We start from the raw sequence: 17,950 nt of genomic DNA, 5'->3' as shown, positions 1-17,950 counted from the left end.
ATGAGACAAATTTTTAGTGACAAAAAAATTGATGCGTCGCTGTTTCTACAAATGGAAAATTTAATGTATGCTCTTCTAAAAGAAGACGATGCCTATCTTGAGTATGGCTATAAAGCATACTACGACGAAATTGAAAAAAAGGTTGTCATTAGTCACTTTTGGGATGATCGAAAAGAAGAGGATACAGTAATCGGATTAAAAAGCGAAGTGTTCTTAAAGGCACTTGGTAATAAACATTACTCGGACATGACTTTAATTCGTTCTTATGCGATTGAGTTACAAGAATCGCCGCTAAAAAAGTTTTTAACACAATTATTTGTTCTATTAGAAGATTTACGTGTTGAGGAAATCGTCAAAAATTTACGTCCTGGCACAAAACATATTTTTAAACGCCGAAAAGAAATGTATCGCAATTACTTTGGCTCACAAAATGAAATAAATCGTGTTCGTAACTATCACGGTGATCGTCTATTTTGTCTATGCTATCTTTCATTAACGAGTGATAAATATGAAATGTTTAATAATGAATATTTCGAGCAAATTGAATCAATTTTGCATGAAACATTCCAAGCTCGTAATACGGAAGATATTATGTATATTGTTGAGAAAATTCGCTATCGTTTAGAAGGACTTCTTGAAAGTGATATGCTTAATAATTATTTCGGACATGCACCGCTTTATTTATCTGTGATTGCAGATGAGAAAGACAGTCGCGCTGAAAAATTAGCAAATGATGATACGCAGCTCCTAGATGACGATGATAACAAAAACAAAATGGATGAAAGCTTCTCGACATGGCACCGTGAAAATAAAAACAATGAAAACGAGAACTTTTTACGCTTTGATTTAGAAAGCGGAACAAAAACAAATATGATGGGTGATACTGCTCGTGAATCAGAAGATGGTGACCAAGCACTTGGTTCTGTACAAGGTACTTCCCAAAAAAGTACACAATCTAACTTTGATGGTGCTGATACAGAGGAAGCAAGAGCGTCTCATGCTTCTAGCCAAAACGACGGTGCATACGGCAAGTATAATGTGGGAGCTTCTCATACATTTAAAGAAGCTCGCAAATCAAATCCTGATGAGAAAAAAGATTACCAAGCTATCAAATCAGTCGTTAATAAAGATGTAAAAGAATTAAAGAAAATCATCGAAAAAACAATTGAAAACAAAACGAATGCAAACAGTGATAAATATTACGGAAGGCTTCGTAAGAAATTCCTTCGTATTTATACTGAAAAGCAGCCGCGTATGTTTTATAAAAAAGGACAAGAATCACAAGAGCTCGACGTTGCATTCCAACTATTAGTGGACTGCTCTGGTTCTATGTATAACAAAATGGAAGAAACGAAGAAGAGTGTGGTCCTATTCCATGAAGCTTTAAAATCTTTAAAAATCCCGCACGCTATTAGTGGATTTTGGGAAGATGCTTCTAGTGCTAAACCTGAAGATAAACCGAACGTTATCCATGAAGTTGTTACGTATAAAAACTCAACGTTACCAAACGTCGGTCCAGAAATTATGCAACTTCGCGAAGAAGAAGATAACCGCGACGGGTATATTATTCGTATCGTTTCCGAAAAGCTTGCGAAAAGACCAGAAAAACATAAATTCTTACTTGTCTTTACAGACGGTGAACCTTCTGCACTAGACTATCAACAAGACGGAATTTTAGATACGCACGAAGCAGTCAAACTTGCTCGTAAAAGTGGTATGGAAGTAATCGGCATCTTTATCGAAGAAGGCGAAGCGAAAGAAGCGACTTATCAACTAATGAAAAACATTTATAACCATCACTTCTTAGTTGCAAATCATGCTGAAGATTTACGCCTGAAGATTAAACCATTGTTGAAGAAACTATTACTGAAGACGATTGAATAGAAAAACAGGAGCCCCGAGGCTCCTGTTTTTCTTCGTTAACTTACTTTGTTTCTGGTTGAAACTTGTATGGAATGGAAACTTCTAATAATAATTCGAACCCTCCATCGTAGTATGGGAATCGCTCATTCGCGATTTTTCTATCTACCCACTCGATTGCGGAAATTTCTCCTTCATCTTCTGCACGAAGTTCACCTGTTACTACATTTGCTCGGAATGTAAAAAATAATGCATGATGTCCTTTCTCTTCAAAAAACTTCTCATTTAATGCGACAAGTCCACTGAGTGCGGCAGTTAAACCTGTCTCTTCTTTCACTTCTCTTACTAGTGCTTCCTCTAGTATTTCACCTTTTTCAACAGCCCCGCCTGGCAATGACCAAACGTTTTGTTCTATATTATGTACCATTAATATTTTATCTTTTTCGCTATCGTGTATTAATGCATATACAACATCAACTCTTTGCATGTTGCTTTTCTCCCTTCCTAAAATAATTAAGAGCCAATTCCTAAGAATCGGCTCTTCCTATTAATTCATTACTAACTCAGATGCGAGCTTTTTTTTTAACTTAGCCAGCATATCAGTTGTCATTCTGTCTAAATCATATTCTGCTTTAAAGCCCCACTCTTTCATTGCGGCTGTTGCATCAATAGAGTTCGGCCAGCTATCAGCGATTGTTTGACGAGCTGGATCTACTGCGTAATCCATTGTAAAGTTCGGAATGTGTTTACGGATTGATGCTGCAATTTGCTCTGGTTCAAAGCTCATTGCTGTAATGTTAAACGCATTTCTATGAACTAGTTTATTTGGATCAGCTTCCATTAATGAGATGATTGCTTGTAAAGCATCTGGCATATACATCATGTCCATGTATGTTCCTTCTGCAATGTATGAGGTGTATGTACCTTTTTTAATCGCCTCATAATAAATTTCAACTGCATAGTCAGTTGTTCCGCCTCCTGGAGGAGCTACGTAAGAAATTAAGCCTGGGAAACGTACACCGCGCGTATCAACGCCAAACTTTTGATGATAATAATCACATAGTAATTCTCCTGCTACTTTGTTTACCCCATACATCGTAGTAGGACGCTGAATTGTATCTTGTGGTGTATTATCTTTTGGCGTTGATGGACCAAATGCACCGATAGAACTTGGCGTGAAAAACTTACAGTTTAATTCACGTGCTGCTTCTAATGCATTTACAAGTCCGCCCATATTTAAATTCCAAGCAAATAACGGATTTTTTTCTGCAGTTGCTGAAAGTAAAGCCGCTAAATGAATAATTGTATCTACTTCATTACGCTTTGCAATATCATGTAATTTTTGTCCATCCGTTACATCTAACGTTTCAAATGGACCAGACGTTACTACTTCACTGTCTGTTTCACGAATATCTGTTGCAATAACATTTGATGCGCCGTATACATCACGAAGTTTCATTACTAGTTCAGAACCAATTTGCCCTAAAGAACCGGTTACTAGAATTTTTTTCATTTTTCCCACTCCCCATTTGCAAGCTATTCAAAAGATGTCGTTACTTAAATGATACCCATTTCTTTCCCTACTTTTTCATACTTACGAATTGCTTCATCTAGCATTTCTTTCGTATGAGCTGCTGTAGGCATATTACGAACGCGTCCCATTCCTTTTGCTACGGTTGGGAATACGATAGATTTTGCGTAAACGCCTTCTTCATTTAGACGTTTACTAAATTCTTGTGTTAATACTTCATCACCAATAATACAAGGTGTAATTGGTGTTTCACTTTCTCCAATGTTAAAGCCAAGTTCTTTTAACCCTTGTTTTAAATAGCGACCATTTTCCCATAAACGATCGTGTAACTCTGTGCTTTCCATTAGAATTTCAATTGATCTCATACAAGCAGCTGCATCAGCTGGTGTTAAAGCTGTTGAGAATAAGAATGGACGTGAACGCACTTTTAACCAATCGATTAAGTTTTGTTTCCCAGCTACATATCCACCAATTACCCCAATTGCTTTTGATAATGTACCAATTTGAAAATCAACTTTATCAGAAAGGCCGAAATGTTTTACAGTACCTGCACCTTTGCCAAGTACACCTGAACCGTGTGCATCATCTACATATGTCATTAAATCCAGCTCTTCTGCAATTTCAACAATCTCTGGTAATTTTGCAATATCTCCATCCATTGAGAAAACACCGTCTGTAATAACCATTAATTTATTATAAAGACCTGATTCTTTTGCCTCGATTGCTTTTTTGCGTAAATCTTCCATATCAGAATGCTTATAAACGATGATTTTCGCTCTTGATAGACGACTACCATCAATAATAGATGCATGGTTTAATTCATCTGAAAGAATCGCATCATTTTTATCCATAACAGCTGAAATCGCTGCCATATTACAGTTAAATCCTGATTGATAAGCAATTGCTGCTTCTGTATGTTTAAACTTTGCAATTGTTTCTTCTAATTTAATATGCAAATCTAAAGTACCGTTAATTGTACGAACAGCTCCTGCTCCAACACCGTACTTATGAATTGCACCAATTGCTGCTTCTTGTAAGCGATTATCAGTCGCTAATCCAAGGTAGTTGTTTGAAGATAAGTTAATATATTCTTTTCCGCCAATTGTAATAATCGGTCCATTTGGACTTTCAAGCGGATCAATTACGTTATAAAGCCCCTTTGATTTTAAATCCTCTAAATTTTCTTCTAAAAAGTTTGCAAGTGTTTTACTAGACATCGTGAAGCCTCCCATCGTTCATGTAAGCGGATTATTATCTTAATAGTTCTAATAATCCCTCTACTAGCTTAACACGTTTTCAGAATTTATTATAGAAAAATAGTTTAAAGAAACCGCTTACAATTTTAAATTATAAATGATTCATTACAAGAAATCTATCATTTACTTTTCATATTTGATAGAATTAAAAAAATATTTAGGAGGCTTTTAAAATGGCATTTACTGAATCTGATGTATATAATAACGAATCGTTTTTAGAGCAATATATGCAGCGAAGATATCGAGAAAATAGTCCAAACGAATCCCTTGAAAAACCAGCATTCTTTCAGCTCATTGGCAATGTAACAGGAAAACAAATCCTCGATTTAGGTTGTGGTGATGCTAAATTCGGCGAAAAATTATTAGAACATGGATGCCACTCTTACACTGGTATTGAAGGCTCCGAGCTTATGTATGAAAAAGCTAAAAAACAACTAGAAAATAAAAATGGCACCGTTCATTTTTTAAACCTCAAAGACTACACATACCCTCCTTCTACTTTTGATTTAGTAACATCTAGACTCGCCTTACATTATATTGAACACCTTGATATCATTTTTCAAAATGTGTTTCAAACTTTAAAAACAAACGGAACCTTCACCTTTAGCGTTCAACATCCCGTTATTACCTCTTCATTTGAAAGCTTGCAAACGAGTGGTAAAAGAACTAGTTGGCTCGTCGATGATTATTTCGAAACAGGAAAACGAGTTGAGCCATGGATTGATCAAGAAGTTATTAAATATCACCGGACTACGGAAGAATATTTTACATTATTACAACAAGCCGGATTTACGATTATAAGCTTAAAAGAAGCTACACCAAATCGAAACTGTTTTCAAGATGAAGAAGAATATGAACGACGTTTACGTATTCCCCTTTTTCTATTATTTTCTTGCCGAAAATAAAGTGAAACTTTAATCAGTGGGGGATGTTCATCCCCCACTGATTATTAGCCCGCACCAATCGGGCTTTTACGGGCAGTTGATCCCCCAACCAGCTTCTTTGCTTTCGCTGGATTTTGAGATGGGGATCTTACTGCCCGTTAATGCGGGGTAAAAAAGACGATGAATCCTCATCGTCTTTTTTCGTTATCTCATCGCCTGAACAGCCTCTTTAAGTACACGTCTTCCTCTTCCATGCGGGATACAGAGCGGTGTCCCAAATAACGGATCAGCGCTTATTTGACACTCCATACGGAATACATCCCGAACTAACTTCTGGTCAATAACTTCTTCTGGTTTACCTTGCGCATATATTTGTTTATCTTGAATAGCTACAATGTTGTCTGCATAACGACATGCCAAATTTAAATCGTGCAATACCATAACAATCGTTCTTTGCTCTGTTTCATTTAATTCGAATAATAAATCTAACACTTCAATTTGGTGCGTCATATCTAAATATGTAGTCGGCTCATCAAGCAAAATAATATCTGTATCTTGTGCAAGGGTCATTGCAATCCAAGCACGTTGACGTTGTCCACCTGAAAGGGCATGAACATCACGCTCAGCAAATTCTGTCATACCCGTTGCAGCAAGCGCTTTTTGTACCATTTCCTCATCTTTTTCGGACCATTGCTTCAGCCATGTTTGATATGGATAACGTCCTTGCTTTACAAGTTGTAATACCGTAAGTCCTTCCGGTGCTTGTGGCCCTTGCGGTAAAATCGCCATTTGACGAGCGATTTGCTTCGTTTGCATACTTTGAATTGCTTGATTATCTAACAAAATGTCACCGGTTGTTGGCTTTAATAATCTAGCTAGTGAACGTAATAAAGTTGATTTCCCACAACCGTTAGAACCGATGAAGATTGTAATTTCCCCTTTTGGAATTTCTAAATTCAGCTCATCAATAATAATCGTTTCACCATACGACAGCGTCAAGCGTTTCGTCTCCAATGCTTTTTGCATATTCATCTCCCTTTATGAATTCCGACTTTTATAAAGTAAATAAATAAAATAAGGTGCACCAATTGCTGATGTAAATACCCCTGCTGGAATTTCAAGTGGTGTGAAAACTGTACGCCCAATTAAATCTGCAGCGAGTACTAGAATTGCACCGATAATCGCCGCAACTGGGAGCAATGCACCGTAGAAAGAACCAACTAATCTTCGCGAAATATGAGGTGCCATTAAACCAACAAATCCAATTCCTCCTGCAAAGGCAACTGCCCCGCCAATTAAAGCTGTACTAAGTAACAACATAAATACACGCGACTTCGTTAAAGGAACACCAAGTCCCACTGCTATATCATCCCCTAGCTCTTGTGCATTTAAATGTCTCGCAGCGATAAATGATATTGTCGTTAAAATGAGAACCCACGGCGCAAGTACCATAACATTTTGCCACGAAGAGCCATAAACAGTACCTGTGATCCATACATTCGCTTGACTTGCTTGATAAATTGGTGCTAACAACATAAATAAAGTTGTTGCTGCTTTCGTTAATGCCCAAAATCCAACACCAATTAAAACAAGACTAATCGGTGATAATCCATCATTTTTCCAGGCAAATAAATATACAAAAAACGCTACAATTGTTGCCCCAGCAAAAGCTGCTAGCGGCATATAATGAATGCTTACTGTTAACGCATTGTTTTTATCACTAAATATAGCTAAAAAGAGTACAACTGCAACACTTGCCCCGCCCGTAATTCCGATGATATCAGGAGAAGCAAGTGGGTTTCGAACGAGCCCTTGTAAAATACAGCCCGCTACCGCAAGCGCAATTCCTACGAGGATAGCAATTAAAATACGCGGCATACGAAATTTATTTACAACCATATTTGACATCGCATCACCATTTCCGGTAATCGCTTGCCATACATCATAAGGAGCAATTTTCATATCCCCCATACCTGCACTCGCAAAAAATAATCCTATTAAAACAACTAGTAAACTCAATAAGACGAGACAAGCTCGTTTATACATTAAAAACGAGAGCTCGCCTTTTCCAATACGAAACGGAATATACTTCTTCATTTGCTAAGCCCTCTCTTACGTGCAATATAAATAAAGAATGGGGCCCCGATAAATGCTGTCATAACCCCTACTGGTACTTCTTGTGGCATAATGACATATCTTGCTGCTATATCAGCCAAGATTAATAGTATTGCACCTAACAATCCGCTATAGGGTACTCTCCATCTGTGATCTACCCCAACAAGAGCTCTTGCGAAATGAGGAGTAACGATGCCAATAAATCCAATTGGACCAGCAACCGCAACTGAACCACCAGACAACAGTACAATAATAAGTAACACGAATGATTTCATTAAAATCGTTCGTTGTCCGAGCCCCTTTGCAACATCTTCCCCCATCATTAATGTATTTACTTTCCCTGCCATCATAAAAGATGCAATCCAGCCTATTAATAAATACGGGAATACTGATTGTAAAATCTCTAACTTTCTTCCTTGCACAGATCCGGCAAGCCAAAATAACACTTCTTCAAATGCTTTTTCATTTAATACAAGTAACCCTTGTGTTAATGATGAAAATAAAGCGCTTATCGCTACACCTGCTAATGTTAACTTAAGAGGCGTTGTCCCTTCTTTTCCTAAAGAACTAGAGGCAAATACAAGTACTGCTGCAACTGCCGCTCCTAAAAAGGCAATCCATGTGAAAGCTGATAATGATGTCACGGAAAAGAGTACAATTGCTACAACTATAAAGAACGCAGCGCCTGAATTTAATCCAATAAAATCTGGAGAAGCAAGCGGATTCTTTGTTAAAGTTTGCATTAAACAACCTGCAATGGCTAAACTAGCACCAACACTTGCTGCAATTAACGCCCTTGGTAGACGCACATTTTGAATAATAATATGCTCATTTGAACCATTAAAATGGAAAAAAGCATCTAAAGCTAATTTCCAGCTCGTATTTGTATATCCGAAAATAATGCTTCCCCAAATACAAATAACGACTGCAATGATTCCAACAAGTAATCCAATCCATTTTGCTTGATTTGTTTTTAATAACATGCAGCGTTTCCCCTTCAATGTATAATGATACGTTGTAAGTGTATTTCAACTTAATTCTCATTGTCAACGATAATGAGAACTATTTTCAGTAATATATATTGACAATCCAAAGATAAAGGCTTAATATCATGCTTGCTATTGAAAAATATTCTCAACATGCAGGGGGTACATAATGAATTTCATGCAAAAGAAATCGTTTACAGTATTTGTATTTTTACTAGCTTTTTCACTTCTTTTAAGTGCTTGTGGAAAATCAAATAACAAAGAAGAATCAACAAAAGAAGATAATAAAAAAGAAATGATTACGGTTGAGCACGCAATGGGTAAAACAGAAGTTCCTGCCAATCCAAAACGTGTAGTTATTTTAACTAATGAAGGAACTGAAGCTTTACTCGAATTAGGTGTAAAACCAGTTGGGGCTGTAAAGTCTTGGACGGGTGACCCATGGTATCCGCATATTAAGGATAAAATGAAAGATGTAAAAGTTGTTGGCGATGAAGGACAAGTTAACGTTGAAACTATCGCTTCTTTAAAACCAGACTTAATTATCGGTAACAAAATGCGCCACGAAAAAGTGTATGAGCAATTAAAAGCTATTGCACCTACTGTTTTCTCGGAAACATTACGTGGTGAATGGAAAGATAACTTCAAATTTTATGCAAAAGCTTTAAATAAGGAAAAAGAAGGTCAAAAAGTTTTAGCTGATTACGGAAAACGTATGGAAGATTTAAAAGGCAAACTTGGTGATACAGTAAATCAAGAAATTTCTATGGTACGCTTTATGCCTGGTGATGTTCGTATTTATCATGGCGATACATTCTCTGGTGTTATTTTAAAAGAACTTGGATTTAAACGTCCTGGAGATCAAAACAAAGATGATTTCGCAGAACGTAACGTATCTAAAGAGCGTATTTCGGCAATGGATGGCGATGTATTATTCTACTTCACATTCGATAAAGGCAATGAGAAAAAAGGTTCTGAACTAGAAAAAGAATATATAAACGACCCTCTCTTTAAAAACTTAAATGCAGTAAAGAACGGAAAAGCATACAAGGTTGACGACGTTATTTGGAATACAGCTGGCGGTGTAATGGCTGCTAACTTACTACTAGACGACATTGAAAAACGCTTTGTTAAATAATTTCATTGTAACCAGCTCCCTCTTTTATGGAGCTGGTTTTTTCATTTCACTGAAGTGTCACATTATTTCATTTTGTATTTTTATTCCCGATATGTTATATTATAAAAGTAAATATAGTATATTTTCTCTATATCAGAATAAATATTTTAATCTAAATTTTCTGATTTATCACTATTTTACTTTATTTTAGAATTCAATTACTACATTTGAAAACGCTTATTATCTTGTTTTCAGGGAAAAATATAATAACGGTTGAAGAAAAATAGATTTTTTCATAAATTTTCTTGCTATTTCCATATAATTCTATTGACTTCTAAATATTTTGTGAATTAAAATAATTACATAAATATCCGTTATACAGGATTAGGGGGAAACAAACATGGATGCAGCTTTAAAATTAGACAAAGCTGGAGAGCAACAATCACCAAAAAAACATCCACCAGGATTATATTTGTTGTTCTTTACAGAGGCATGGGAAAGATTTAGTTATTACGGAATGCGTGGCTTATTAGTTCTTTATTTAACAACGAGCTTAGTAAGTGGCGGTTTAGGCTTTGATAAAGCAGTTGCTGTACAGATTTACGGTATTTTCACAATGTTAGTATACTTCACACCGATTATTGGTGGTTGGCTAACTGACCATTTCATTACGAAACGACACGCCATTACCATCGGTGGTATCATTATGGCACTTGGTAACTTTGTACTATTTTCCATGAACACTAAAACTGGACTTTTCTTAGGCTTAGGATTATTAGTTATCGGTAACGGATTCTTCAAACCAAATATTTCGACTTTATTAGGTCAATTATATAGCGAAAATGATTCTCGTCGTGATAGTGCCTTCACTATCTTCTACATGGGAATTAACTTAGGAGCTTTTATCGCTCCATTCATTTGCGGTTATTTCACAGATTATAAATACGGATTCTTAACAGCTTGTATCGGTATGATCATTGGTCAGATTGCCTTTAATTTCTTAGCGCCTCGTTACTTAGGTACAATCGGAACAACTGTTGTCGGTAAACAATCTAAAGAGCAAAACGCAAAAGTAATTGAGAAAAAACCTTTAACACCACAAGAGAAAAAACGTACAGCTGCAATTTTAATTTTAACTTGTTTCGTTGTATTCTTCTGGGCAGGATTTGAACAAGCTGGTAGTTCTTTAACACTTTATACAGATAAATTCGTAGATCGTACAATTGGTGGATTTACAATTCCAACACCTTGGTTCCAATCTGTAAACCCATTGTTCATCATCTTATTAGCATTACCTGTTTCTGCATTATGGATTAAACTTTCAAAAACAAAAAATGGTGATTTAAAAATCCCAACAAAAATGGCATTAGGTATGATTTTACTAGGAGTTGGATATTTAATTCTAACTTTAGCTGTTTTAAAAACTGGTAGCGATGAAGGTAACATTACAATGAAAGCAAACTTACTGTTCATTGTGTTCACTTACATGTTCCATACAATTGGTGAATTATTCTTATCACCAATCGGATTATCTATGGTAAGTGCAATCGCTCCTCTTAAATTAGCATCTTTATTAATGGGTGTATGGTTAGCTGGTACTGGCTGTGCAAACTTATTAGCAGGACAATTAGCTGCTTTCACTCAATCTTTAGGATATTTAGAAGTATTCGCAAGCATCGGTGTTATCGTAATCTTGCTAGGATTAGTACTTCTTATGTTCTCTAAGAAAATTGCACATATGATGGAATAGTAAATAAAAAAGACGCTTCTACAATTAGAAGCGTCTTTTCTATTACATCTCTTCTAAAGCCGTGACATCCACGTGAACGCTCTCTCCTGGGTTGGATACGTCATACACTTGAGCACTACCCTTCTGCTCATCACAGCTCTCAATCCATACGGGGACTCCCTCGTATGTAACATCAATTCTACTTGAAGAAGATAATATCTGTTTCACACGTTTTACATCCATTATATTATTCCTCCTTTGGCTTACAACACTCCTTTCTATCTTTTCATATCCCTTCAGAATATATTCCGTCAATTTAGCACTTCAACCGATAGTTTGTTTCTTTCTAACGCGCTAATATATACGCTCTCAAATCTTCCTATTATTAGATCCTTTCCAAATAAAAAAAGACGTATATTTCACACGTCTTCTTTCCATAATATTCAAAAATTAAGAAAATAATGTTTTTACTACTTCACTTACTTTATCGTTATGAATTTGATAGTACACTTCTAACCCGCGTCTCTCAAAGCGTACTACTTTATTTTGTTTTAATTTCGTTAAATGCTGCGAAACAGTTGATTGCGGAATTTCTAATACCTCTTGTAATTGTGTTACATTACATGTTCCACGCTGCATCAGTTCCATTACTAAACGTAGACGAAGTGGATGAGCTAATGCTCTTAACATCTGTACGTCTTCTTCTGAAATACGACAGTCAAATTGGTTTTGGTTCATAAAATTCCCCTCATTTTCATTTTTTATTTTCTCTTTATTTATTTATATATCTGTTCTTATATTTCCTGTTACGACATAACTTTATCAACCTATAATGCTGAGAAAATTTTCCGACTTTTATCAGCACACAGTTCAAGAAAAAATCCCACCTGATTTTGAATATTATACTATATGATACAATAAAAAAGCAAAACAAAGGGCTAGCAATACTTTGCTTACAAACGTTGTTTTATCAGGCTTTTTGTTATATTTTCACCTTACTGAAATGTACAGTAATGATATTGTAAAATATCGTCCATAATTGATAACCTATCGTAAAGTAATTTGACCATATTTAACCACTTTGTTACGATAAAAAGGAAATTTAAGTAAGGAGGATGATGTAATATTAAAAAATGGTTTATTTTTGCGTTAATTAGCATTGCGGTTGGCTGGACCATTATCAATCACTTCCTATACAAAAAAGAAGATATAGCTTCAAAATCAAACATCCCCATTGGAACTGAAGTTGGCAATGCTGCCCTCGATTTCCTTCTGGAAACAACCACTGGTCAAGAAGTTCGTCTTACAGACTATAAAGGAAAAAAAGTAATATTGAATTTTTGGGCAAACTGGTGTGGTCCATGCAAAATAGAAATGCCTGATATGGAAAAGTTTTATCACGATACTAAAGATATGGGGATTGAAATTGTTGCTGTAAATGCGACAGCTACTGAAAAAGACCCGAATAATGTAAAACAATTTCTTGAAGAAAACAAATATACCTTCCCCGTCCTATTAGATCAGAAAGGCCAGGCAAGTGCCACATATCAAATCATCAGCATTCCAACATCTTTTGTCATCGATACAAACGGTGTCATTCAATATAAGCATGTAGGACCAATGACATATGAAAAAATGAAAGAATATGTAAATAATTTATAGAAGCGTAATCAAATCAATTTGATTACGCTTTTTGTCTACTTTATGAACAAAATGTTACTTTTAATACTATTATGGAATAATTATACTTTTTCACGTTGACAATAGTGTTGAAGGAGAATATACTAAGCATGTAAGTTGATTGTGAATAGTTTCACAAATAATGTGAATTTCTTCACATATAATAGATAGGAGTTGTCATTATTATGAGTACTTGGACACAAATTTATGACCCATTAAACAATATTTGGTTATCTGCACTAATCGCAGCACTCCCAATTTTTTGCTTCATTATTTGTTTAGTGGGATTCAAAATGAAAGGTTACATGGCTGGGCTTTATAGTGTGATCGTCGCTATTATTCTTGCTATATTTGTTTATAAAATGCCCGCAACTGTAGCTGTAGCATCTGCCGGATTCGGTGTTTTATCTGGATTTTATCCAATTTGTACTATCGTTATCGCAGCTATCTTCCTTTACAAATTAACTGTTAAAACAGAACAATTCAATGTCATTCGTGATAGCATTTCAAGTATTACAAATGATCAGCGTTTACAAGTATTATTAATCGCTTATTCTTTCGGTGCTTTCTTAGAAGGCGCAGCTGGTTTCGGTGTTCCAGTTGCTATTACAGCTGCATTACTTGTAGGTATGGGCTTTAATCCATTAAAAGCAGCAGGTATTTGCTTAGTAGCTAATATCGCTGGTGGTGCTATGGGTGCTATGGGTATTCCAGTTACAGTACCTGCACAATTAACTGGGCTAGATGCATTAACTGTCGGTCGTCAAGCTGTTTACATTTTGCCATTCATTAGCATTGTTTTACCGTTCTTACTTGTTTCAATGGTAGATGGATTTAAAGGCATTAAAGAAACTTGGCAAGGTATTCTTGTAAGTGGTGTTTCTTTCGCAATTACTCAGTTCCTTGTGACTTACTTCTTAGGCGCTGAACTTACTAATATTTTCGCAGCAGTCGTAAGTATGGTCGCTCTTACATTATTCTTACGTGTTTGGCAACCAAAATCTTCTGCTAAAGAAGAAAAACAAGAAGAAAAAGAATCTCATACATTCAATCAAATTTTATATGCTTGGTCCCCATTCGTATTCTTAACTGCATTTGTAACAATCTTTAATTTAAAACCAATTAAAGCTTTATTTGCTCCGGATGGTCCATTGGCAAACTTAGTATTTAACATTCAATTCCCTGGTCTTCATAATGCGGTTATGAAAACTGCACCAATTACAAAGGCTGATACACCTTTCGCAGCGATTTTCAAACTAGATGTATTCTCTTCTACAACTACTGCGATTGTATTAGCAATCATCGTTTCACTTATCGTCTACCGTGTAAACGGCAAAATGATTAAAGAATTAATGATCGAAACAATAAAAGAACTAAAAGTTCCAGTATATACAATTTGTAGCGTTATCGCTTTAGCTTACGTAGAAAACTACTCTGGTATGTCATCTACACTTGGACTTGCATTCTCTTCTACTGGTAATGCATTCCCAGTTCTTTCTCCAATCTTAGGATGGATTGGCGTATTCATTACAGGTTCAGTCGTATCAAGTGGTTCATTATTCGCACCACTTCAAGCAGTAACTGCCGATCAGTTAAACATCGTACCATCTACTCTCGTTTCATTAAACGTAGTTGGTGGTACAATCGCAAAAATGGTTTCACCACAATCTGTAGCAGTTGCTTGTGCAGCAGTTGGACTAGTTGGTCAAGAATCTGCTCTATTTAAAATAGTAATGAAATATAGTTTAATCTTCTTAGCTATTATTAGCTTACTTCAACTCAACTCTGTATTTAATATCTTCTAAAAAAAGCACCGATCCATTTGGATCGGTGCTTTTTACATTACATTTTTTTAGTCTTTAATAAAGAAGCACCAGCAATTTCAGGATGCGTCATTTCGTATGGGTCCAAAATAATATCAAGCTCTTCTGCTGTAAGTACACCATGTTCTAAACATAGCTCCCTAACAGATTTTCCTGTCGCAATTGCTTCACGTGCAATGCGAGAAGCTGCTTCATAACCAATATGAGGATTCACTGCTGTAATAACTCCAACACTTTTTTCAACATATTGCTTAAGCAACTCTTCATTCGCTGTAATTCCCTTTATACAGTATTCACGGAATACACGGAAACCGTTATTCATAATACTGATGGATTGAATTAAATTAAATACTAATACCGGCTCCATTACATTTAACTCTAATTGTCCAGCTTCTGACGCTAAGCAAATTGTATGGTCATTTCCAATTACTTGGAAAGCAACTTGGTTAATTACTTCTGCCATAACTGGATTTACTTTCCCCGGCATAATAGATGAACCTGGTTGACGAGCTGGTAATTGAATTTCCGCCAACCCAACACGTGGACCAGACGCCATAATACGAAGGTCATTTGCAATTTTAGACATATTCATCATACATACTTTTAGTGCTGCAGATACTTCTGTATATGCATCTGTGTTTTGCGTCGCATCAACTAAGTGCTCTGCACCAACAAGAGGGAAACCACTAAAAGTTCGTAAATGCTTCACAACTTGTTCTATATAAGTAGGGTTTGCATTTAATCCCGTACCGACAGCTGTCGCACCCATATTAACTTCGTATAAATGTTGACGAGACTGTTTAATTCTTTTTATATCACGCTCTAGCACTCTGCTATATGCTTCAAATTCTTGTCCAAGGCGAATTGGAACTGCATCTTGCAAATGCGTACGCCCCATTTTAATAACGTGATCGAACTCTTTTGCTTTATCATGAAAAGCAGAGTGAAGTTCTTCCATTGTAACAAGAAGTTCTTCCAGCATCATAAGAGTTGCTATATGAATCCCAGTTGGAAACGCATCATTTGTTGATTGGGCCATGTTCACATGAGTGTTTGGGCTAATTTTCGCATATTCACCTTTTTCGTATCCCATACGTTCTAGCGCTCTATTAGCAATTACTTCATTAGTATTCATATTAATTGAAGTACCTGCTCCGCCTTGAATCGGGTCTACGATAAATTGATCATGGAACTTTCCATCAACAATCTCTTGTGCCGCTTCTGCAATTTCTTGTCCGATATCTTTAGCTAAGTAACCTGTATCTATATTCGCAAGCGCTGCCGCTTTTTTTACAATTGCCATTGCCGTAATGAGTGACGGATGAATGCGGTATCCTGTAATAGGAAAGTTTTCTACGGCACGTAATGTTTGTACACCATAATAAGCTACACTCGGTACTTCCTTTTCACCTAAAAAATCTTTTTCTATACGTATATCCTTCGTTGCTATCATTTTTCATCACCTATACTTTTCATTCTAAATCCTTATCTAAAGAATTCGCCCTATAAAATACGAGTATCATTAAATGAATTCTTCAGTATCCACTTTCACTATATAGCACCTTTTTTGAAAGCGCAAACATTTATTTTTCTATATATACTTTTTATTAAAGTTTATATAATAGAAAATCCATTCATTCTTCTACTTTCTTTATTTCAACTCGCTTAATTTGATGCATATCCTTTTCAAGAACTTTAAAAGAAAAGCCGTGTTTCTCAATAATATCCCCCTCAGCAACGATCTGTTTTTGTACCATAATCCAACCACCAATTGTATCAACATCATCAGCGACCAAATGTATGCCAAATAAATCATTTACTTCGCTAATAAGCACTTTCCCCTCTACAATTTTACACACTTCACTTATATGTTCTATAGGTGGATGCTCATCTTCATCGTATTCATCTCGGATTTCTCCAACAATTTCTTCTAAAATATCTTCTAGTGTAACGATCCCCGCTGTACCACCATATTCATCATATAATACAGCTAATGGAATTCGTTTTCTTTGCATTTGTAATAGCAAATCATGAATAGGGATATTTTCTAACACTTCAATAACTGGCCTTGTATATGGCGTAATCGAGCACCCCTCTTCTCGATTACCATCCATATAACGAATAAATAAATCCTTTACATTAACCATCCCAATAATTTCATCTTTATCTTCACCAAATACGGGATATCTCGTGTACTTTTCTTGTGCGATTATTTTAATATGTGTTTCAAATGGTTCGTCCTCATATAAACCTACAACTTCCGTACGAGGTACCATAATTTCCTTTGCGACTCTATTATCGAATTCAAAAATATTATTTACATATTTAAATTCCCTTTGATTAATCTCTCCACTCTCATAACTCTCAGATAAGATTAATCGTAATTCTTCCTCCGAATGAGCTACTTCATGTTCAGAAGCCGGATGTAATCCGAATAACCCTGTTACAAGCCTTGCAGAACCATTTAAAGCCCAAATAAACGGATACATTACTCGGTAAAAGTAAATAATTGGCTTCGATAATAATAAGCTAACTTGCTCTGCCCTTTGTATAGCGAGCGTCTTCGGAGCAAGTTCACCAATGACAACATGTAAAAACGTAATAACTGCAAAGGCAATAATAAATGAAACTGTACTTGCAATTGCAGGAGATAGGTGTAGTTTTAAAAACAACGGCTCGAGTATATGTTTTATAGTGGGCTCTCCTAACCACCCAAGCCCTAAAGCAGTAATTGTAATACCTAACTGACATGCTGATAAATATTCATCTAAATTCGAAGTTACTTTTTTAGCTGCCAATGCTCCTCGTCGTTTTTCACTAACGAGTTGATCAATACGACTGCTACGCACCTTAATAATTGCAAACTCAACAGCCACAAAAAATGCTGTTAACGCAATAAGGATGGCTACCATCAGTAATTTTAAAATATCCACATATGTCCTTTAGCTTTCTTAGCTAAAGTTACACCT

Annotated in this window: 16 protein-coding genes; 6 read left to right on the top strand and 10 right to left on the bottom strand. The window is 35.9% G+C overall.

The genetic code is table 11. The features are described 5' to 3' along the window. Complete coding sequence (locus NSQ69_RS03270; protein ID WP_002029726.1) at positions 1-1,884, top strand: vWA domain-containing protein; 1,884 nt, start codon at positions 1-3, stop codon at positions 1,882-1,884. A gap of 40 nt (positions 1,885-1,924) precedes the next feature. On the opposite strand, the gene NSQ69_RS03265 is transcribed toward NSQ69_RS03270, so the two are convergent. From NSQ69_RS03265 to NSQ69_RS03255, 3 genes are read right to left on the bottom strand one after another with little or no spacing between them, the layout of a single operon-like run. After that, positions 1,925-2,347 carry an NUDIX hydrolase gene (locus NSQ69_RS03265; RefSeq protein ID WP_002090992.1) on the bottom strand — a complete coding sequence of 141 codons (423 nt, stop codon included), beginning with the start codon at positions 2,345-2,347 and terminating at the stop codon, positions 1,925-1,927. A 60-nt stretch (positions 2,348-2,407) separates the two neighbouring features. After that, a complete protein-coding gene (locus NSQ69_RS03260) occupies positions 2,408-3,373 on the bottom strand; it encodes an L-threonine 3-dehydrogenase (RefSeq protein ID WP_002125175.1) in 966 nt (321 codons plus the stop codon). 44 nt (positions 3,374-3,417) lie between these two features. After that, entirely contained in the window at positions 3,418-4,608 is a 1,191-nt protein-coding gene (locus NSQ69_RS03255; protein ID WP_000095918.1) for a glycine C-acetyltransferase, read from the bottom strand. 212 nt (positions 4,609-4,820) lie between these two features. Between NSQ69_RS03255 and NSQ69_RS03250 the strand changes: the two genes are divergently transcribed. Next, positions 4,821-5,552: a class I SAM-dependent DNA methyltransferase gene (locus NSQ69_RS03250; RefSeq protein ID WP_002125173.1), complete on the top strand. Its 732-nt coding sequence runs from the start codon at positions 4,821-4,823 to the stop codon at positions 5,550-5,552. Between the two features lie 183 nt (positions 5,553-5,735). Here NSQ69_RS03250 and NSQ69_RS03245 read toward each other — a convergent pair whose 3' ends face one another. The 3 genes from NSQ69_RS03245 to NSQ69_RS03235 are packed head-to-tail and all read right to left on the bottom strand — an operon-like array spanning position 5,736 to position 8,629. Continuing rightward, complete coding sequence (locus NSQ69_RS03245; RefSeq protein ID WP_002167083.1) at positions 5,736-6,557, bottom strand: ABC transporter ATP-binding protein; 822 nt, start codon at positions 6,555-6,557, stop codon at positions 5,736-5,738. A 12-nt stretch (positions 6,558-6,569) separates the two neighbouring features. Continuing rightward, entirely contained in the window at positions 6,570-7,628 is a 1,059-nt protein-coding gene (locus tag NSQ69_RS03240; RefSeq protein WP_002125167.1) for a FecCD family ABC transporter permease, read from the bottom strand. Further along, positions 7,625-8,629, bottom strand: coding sequence for a FecCD family ABC transporter permease (locus tag NSQ69_RS03235; protein ID WP_002029732.1), 1,005 nt, complete (start codon positions 8,627-8,629; stop codon positions 7,625-7,627). The genes NSQ69_RS03240 and NSQ69_RS03235 overlap by 4 nt, the downstream gene beginning before the upstream one ends. 172 nt (positions 8,630-8,801) lie before the next feature. On the opposite strand from NSQ69_RS03235, the gene NSQ69_RS03230 reads away from it, so the two are divergent. Next, positions 8,802-9,770, top strand: coding sequence for an ABC transporter substrate-binding protein (locus tag NSQ69_RS03230; RefSeq protein WP_002125165.1), 969 nt, complete (start codon positions 8,802-8,804; stop codon positions 9,768-9,770). A 379-nt stretch (positions 9,771-10,149) separates the two neighbouring features. Next, positions 10,150-11,499: a peptide MFS transporter gene (locus tag NSQ69_RS03225; RefSeq protein WP_002125164.1), complete on the top strand. Its 1,350-nt coding sequence runs from the start codon at positions 10,150-10,152 to the stop codon at positions 11,497-11,499. Between the two features lie 42 nt (positions 11,500-11,541). Here the strand turns inward: NSQ69_RS03225 and NSQ69_RS03220 are convergent, their stop codons facing one another. Together NSQ69_RS03220 and NSQ69_RS03215 are read right to left on the bottom strand one after the other, a co-directional pair. Next, on the bottom strand, positions 11,542-11,721 hold the full coding sequence (locus NSQ69_RS03220) for an acid-soluble spore protein H (RefSeq protein WP_002010492.1): 180 nt from the start codon (positions 11,719-11,721) through the stop codon (positions 11,542-11,544). Between the two features lie 207 nt (positions 11,722-11,928). After that, a complete protein-coding gene (locus NSQ69_RS03215; protein WP_001075217.1) occupies positions 11,929-12,216 on the bottom strand; it encodes an ArsR/SmtB family transcription factor in 288 nt (95 codons plus the stop codon). 387 nt (positions 12,217-12,603) lie between these two features. On the opposite strand from NSQ69_RS03215, the gene NSQ69_RS03210 reads away from it, so the two are divergent. Together NSQ69_RS03210 and NSQ69_RS03205 are read left to right on the top strand one after the other, a co-directional pair. Next, positions 12,604-13,140: a redoxin domain-containing protein gene (locus NSQ69_RS03210; RefSeq protein ID WP_341099855.1), complete on the top strand. Its 537-nt coding sequence runs from the start codon at positions 12,604-12,606 to the stop codon at positions 13,138-13,140. A 203-nt stretch (positions 13,141-13,343) separates the two neighbouring features. After that, complete coding sequence (locus NSQ69_RS03205; RefSeq protein ID WP_002029741.1) at positions 13,344-14,963, top strand: lactate permease LctP family transporter; 1,620 nt, start codon at positions 13,344-13,346, stop codon at positions 14,961-14,963. Between the two features lie 37 nt (positions 14,964-15,000). On the opposite strand, the gene aspA is transcribed toward NSQ69_RS03205, so the two are convergent. After that, positions 15,001-16,434, bottom strand: a complete 1,434-nt coding sequence (gene aspA / locus NSQ69_RS03200) for an aspartate ammonia-lyase (protein WP_002029742.1) — start codon at positions 16,432-16,434, stop codon at positions 15,001-15,003. 181 nt (positions 16,435-16,615) lie between these two features. After that, positions 16,616-17,914, bottom strand: coding sequence for a hemolysin family protein (locus NSQ69_RS03195; RefSeq protein WP_002125161.1), 1,299 nt, complete (start codon positions 17,912-17,914; stop codon positions 16,616-16,618). Between the last annotated feature and the right edge of the window lie 36 nt (positions 17,915-17,950).

Source organism: Bacillus sp. FSL R10-2201, assembly GCF_038008665.1.
Classification (GTDB): Bacteria; Bacillota; Bacilli; order Bacillales; family Bacillaceae_G; genus Bacillus_A; species Bacillus_A mycoides.
This window is presented reverse-complemented; position numbering and strand designations above follow the sequence as displayed.

Bases quoted from the DNA above. Each gene is read 5' to 3' on its own strand.
- NSQ69_RS03270 (WP_002029726.1), top strand. From the start codon at position 1: ATGAGACAAATTTTTAGTGACAAAAAAATTGATGCGTCGCTGTTTCTA.
- NSQ69_RS03265 (WP_002090992.1), bottom strand. From the start codon at position 2,347: ATGCAAAGAGTTGATGTTGTATATGCATTAATACACGATAGCGAAAAA.
- NSQ69_RS03260 (WP_002125175.1), bottom strand. From the start codon at position 3,373: ATGAAAAAAATTCTAGTAACCGGTTCTTTAGGGCAAATTGGTTCTGAA.
- NSQ69_RS03255 (WP_000095918.1), bottom strand. From the start codon at position 4,608: ATGTCTAGTAAAACACTTGCAAACTTTTTAGAAGAAAATTTAGAGGAT.
- NSQ69_RS03250 (WP_002125173.1), top strand. From the start codon at position 4,821: ATGGCATTTACTGAATCTGATGTATATAATAACGAATCGTTTTTAGAG.
- NSQ69_RS03245 (WP_002167083.1), bottom strand. From the start codon at position 6,557: ATGCAAAAAGCATTGGAGACGAAACGCTTGACGCTGTCGTATGGTGAA.
- NSQ69_RS03240 (WP_002125167.1), bottom strand. From the start codon at position 7,628: ATGAAGAAGTATATTCCGTTTCGTATTGGAAAAGGCGAGCTCTCGTTT.
- NSQ69_RS03235 (WP_002029732.1), bottom strand. From the start codon at position 8,629: ATGTTATTAAAAACAAATCAAGCAAAATGGATTGGATTACTTGTTGGA.
- NSQ69_RS03230 (WP_002125165.1), top strand. From the start codon at position 8,802: ATGAATTTCATGCAAAAGAAATCGTTTACAGTATTTGTATTTTTACTA.
- NSQ69_RS03225 (WP_002125164.1), top strand. From the start codon at position 10,150: ATGGATGCAGCTTTAAAATTAGACAAAGCTGGAGAGCAACAATCACCA.
- NSQ69_RS03220 (WP_002010492.1), bottom strand. From the start codon at position 11,721: ATGGATGTAAAACGTGTGAAACAGATATTATCTTCTTCAAGTAGAATT.
- NSQ69_RS03215 (WP_001075217.1), bottom strand. From the start codon at position 12,216: ATGAACCAAAACCAATTTGACTGTCGTATTTCAGAAGAAGACGTACAG.
- NSQ69_RS03205 (WP_002029741.1), top strand. From the start codon at position 13,344: ATGAGTACTTGGACACAAATTTATGACCCATTAAACAATATTTGGTTA.
- aspA (WP_002029742.1), bottom strand. From the start codon at position 16,434: ATGATAGCAACGAAGGATATACGTATAGAAAAAGATTTTTTAGGTGAA.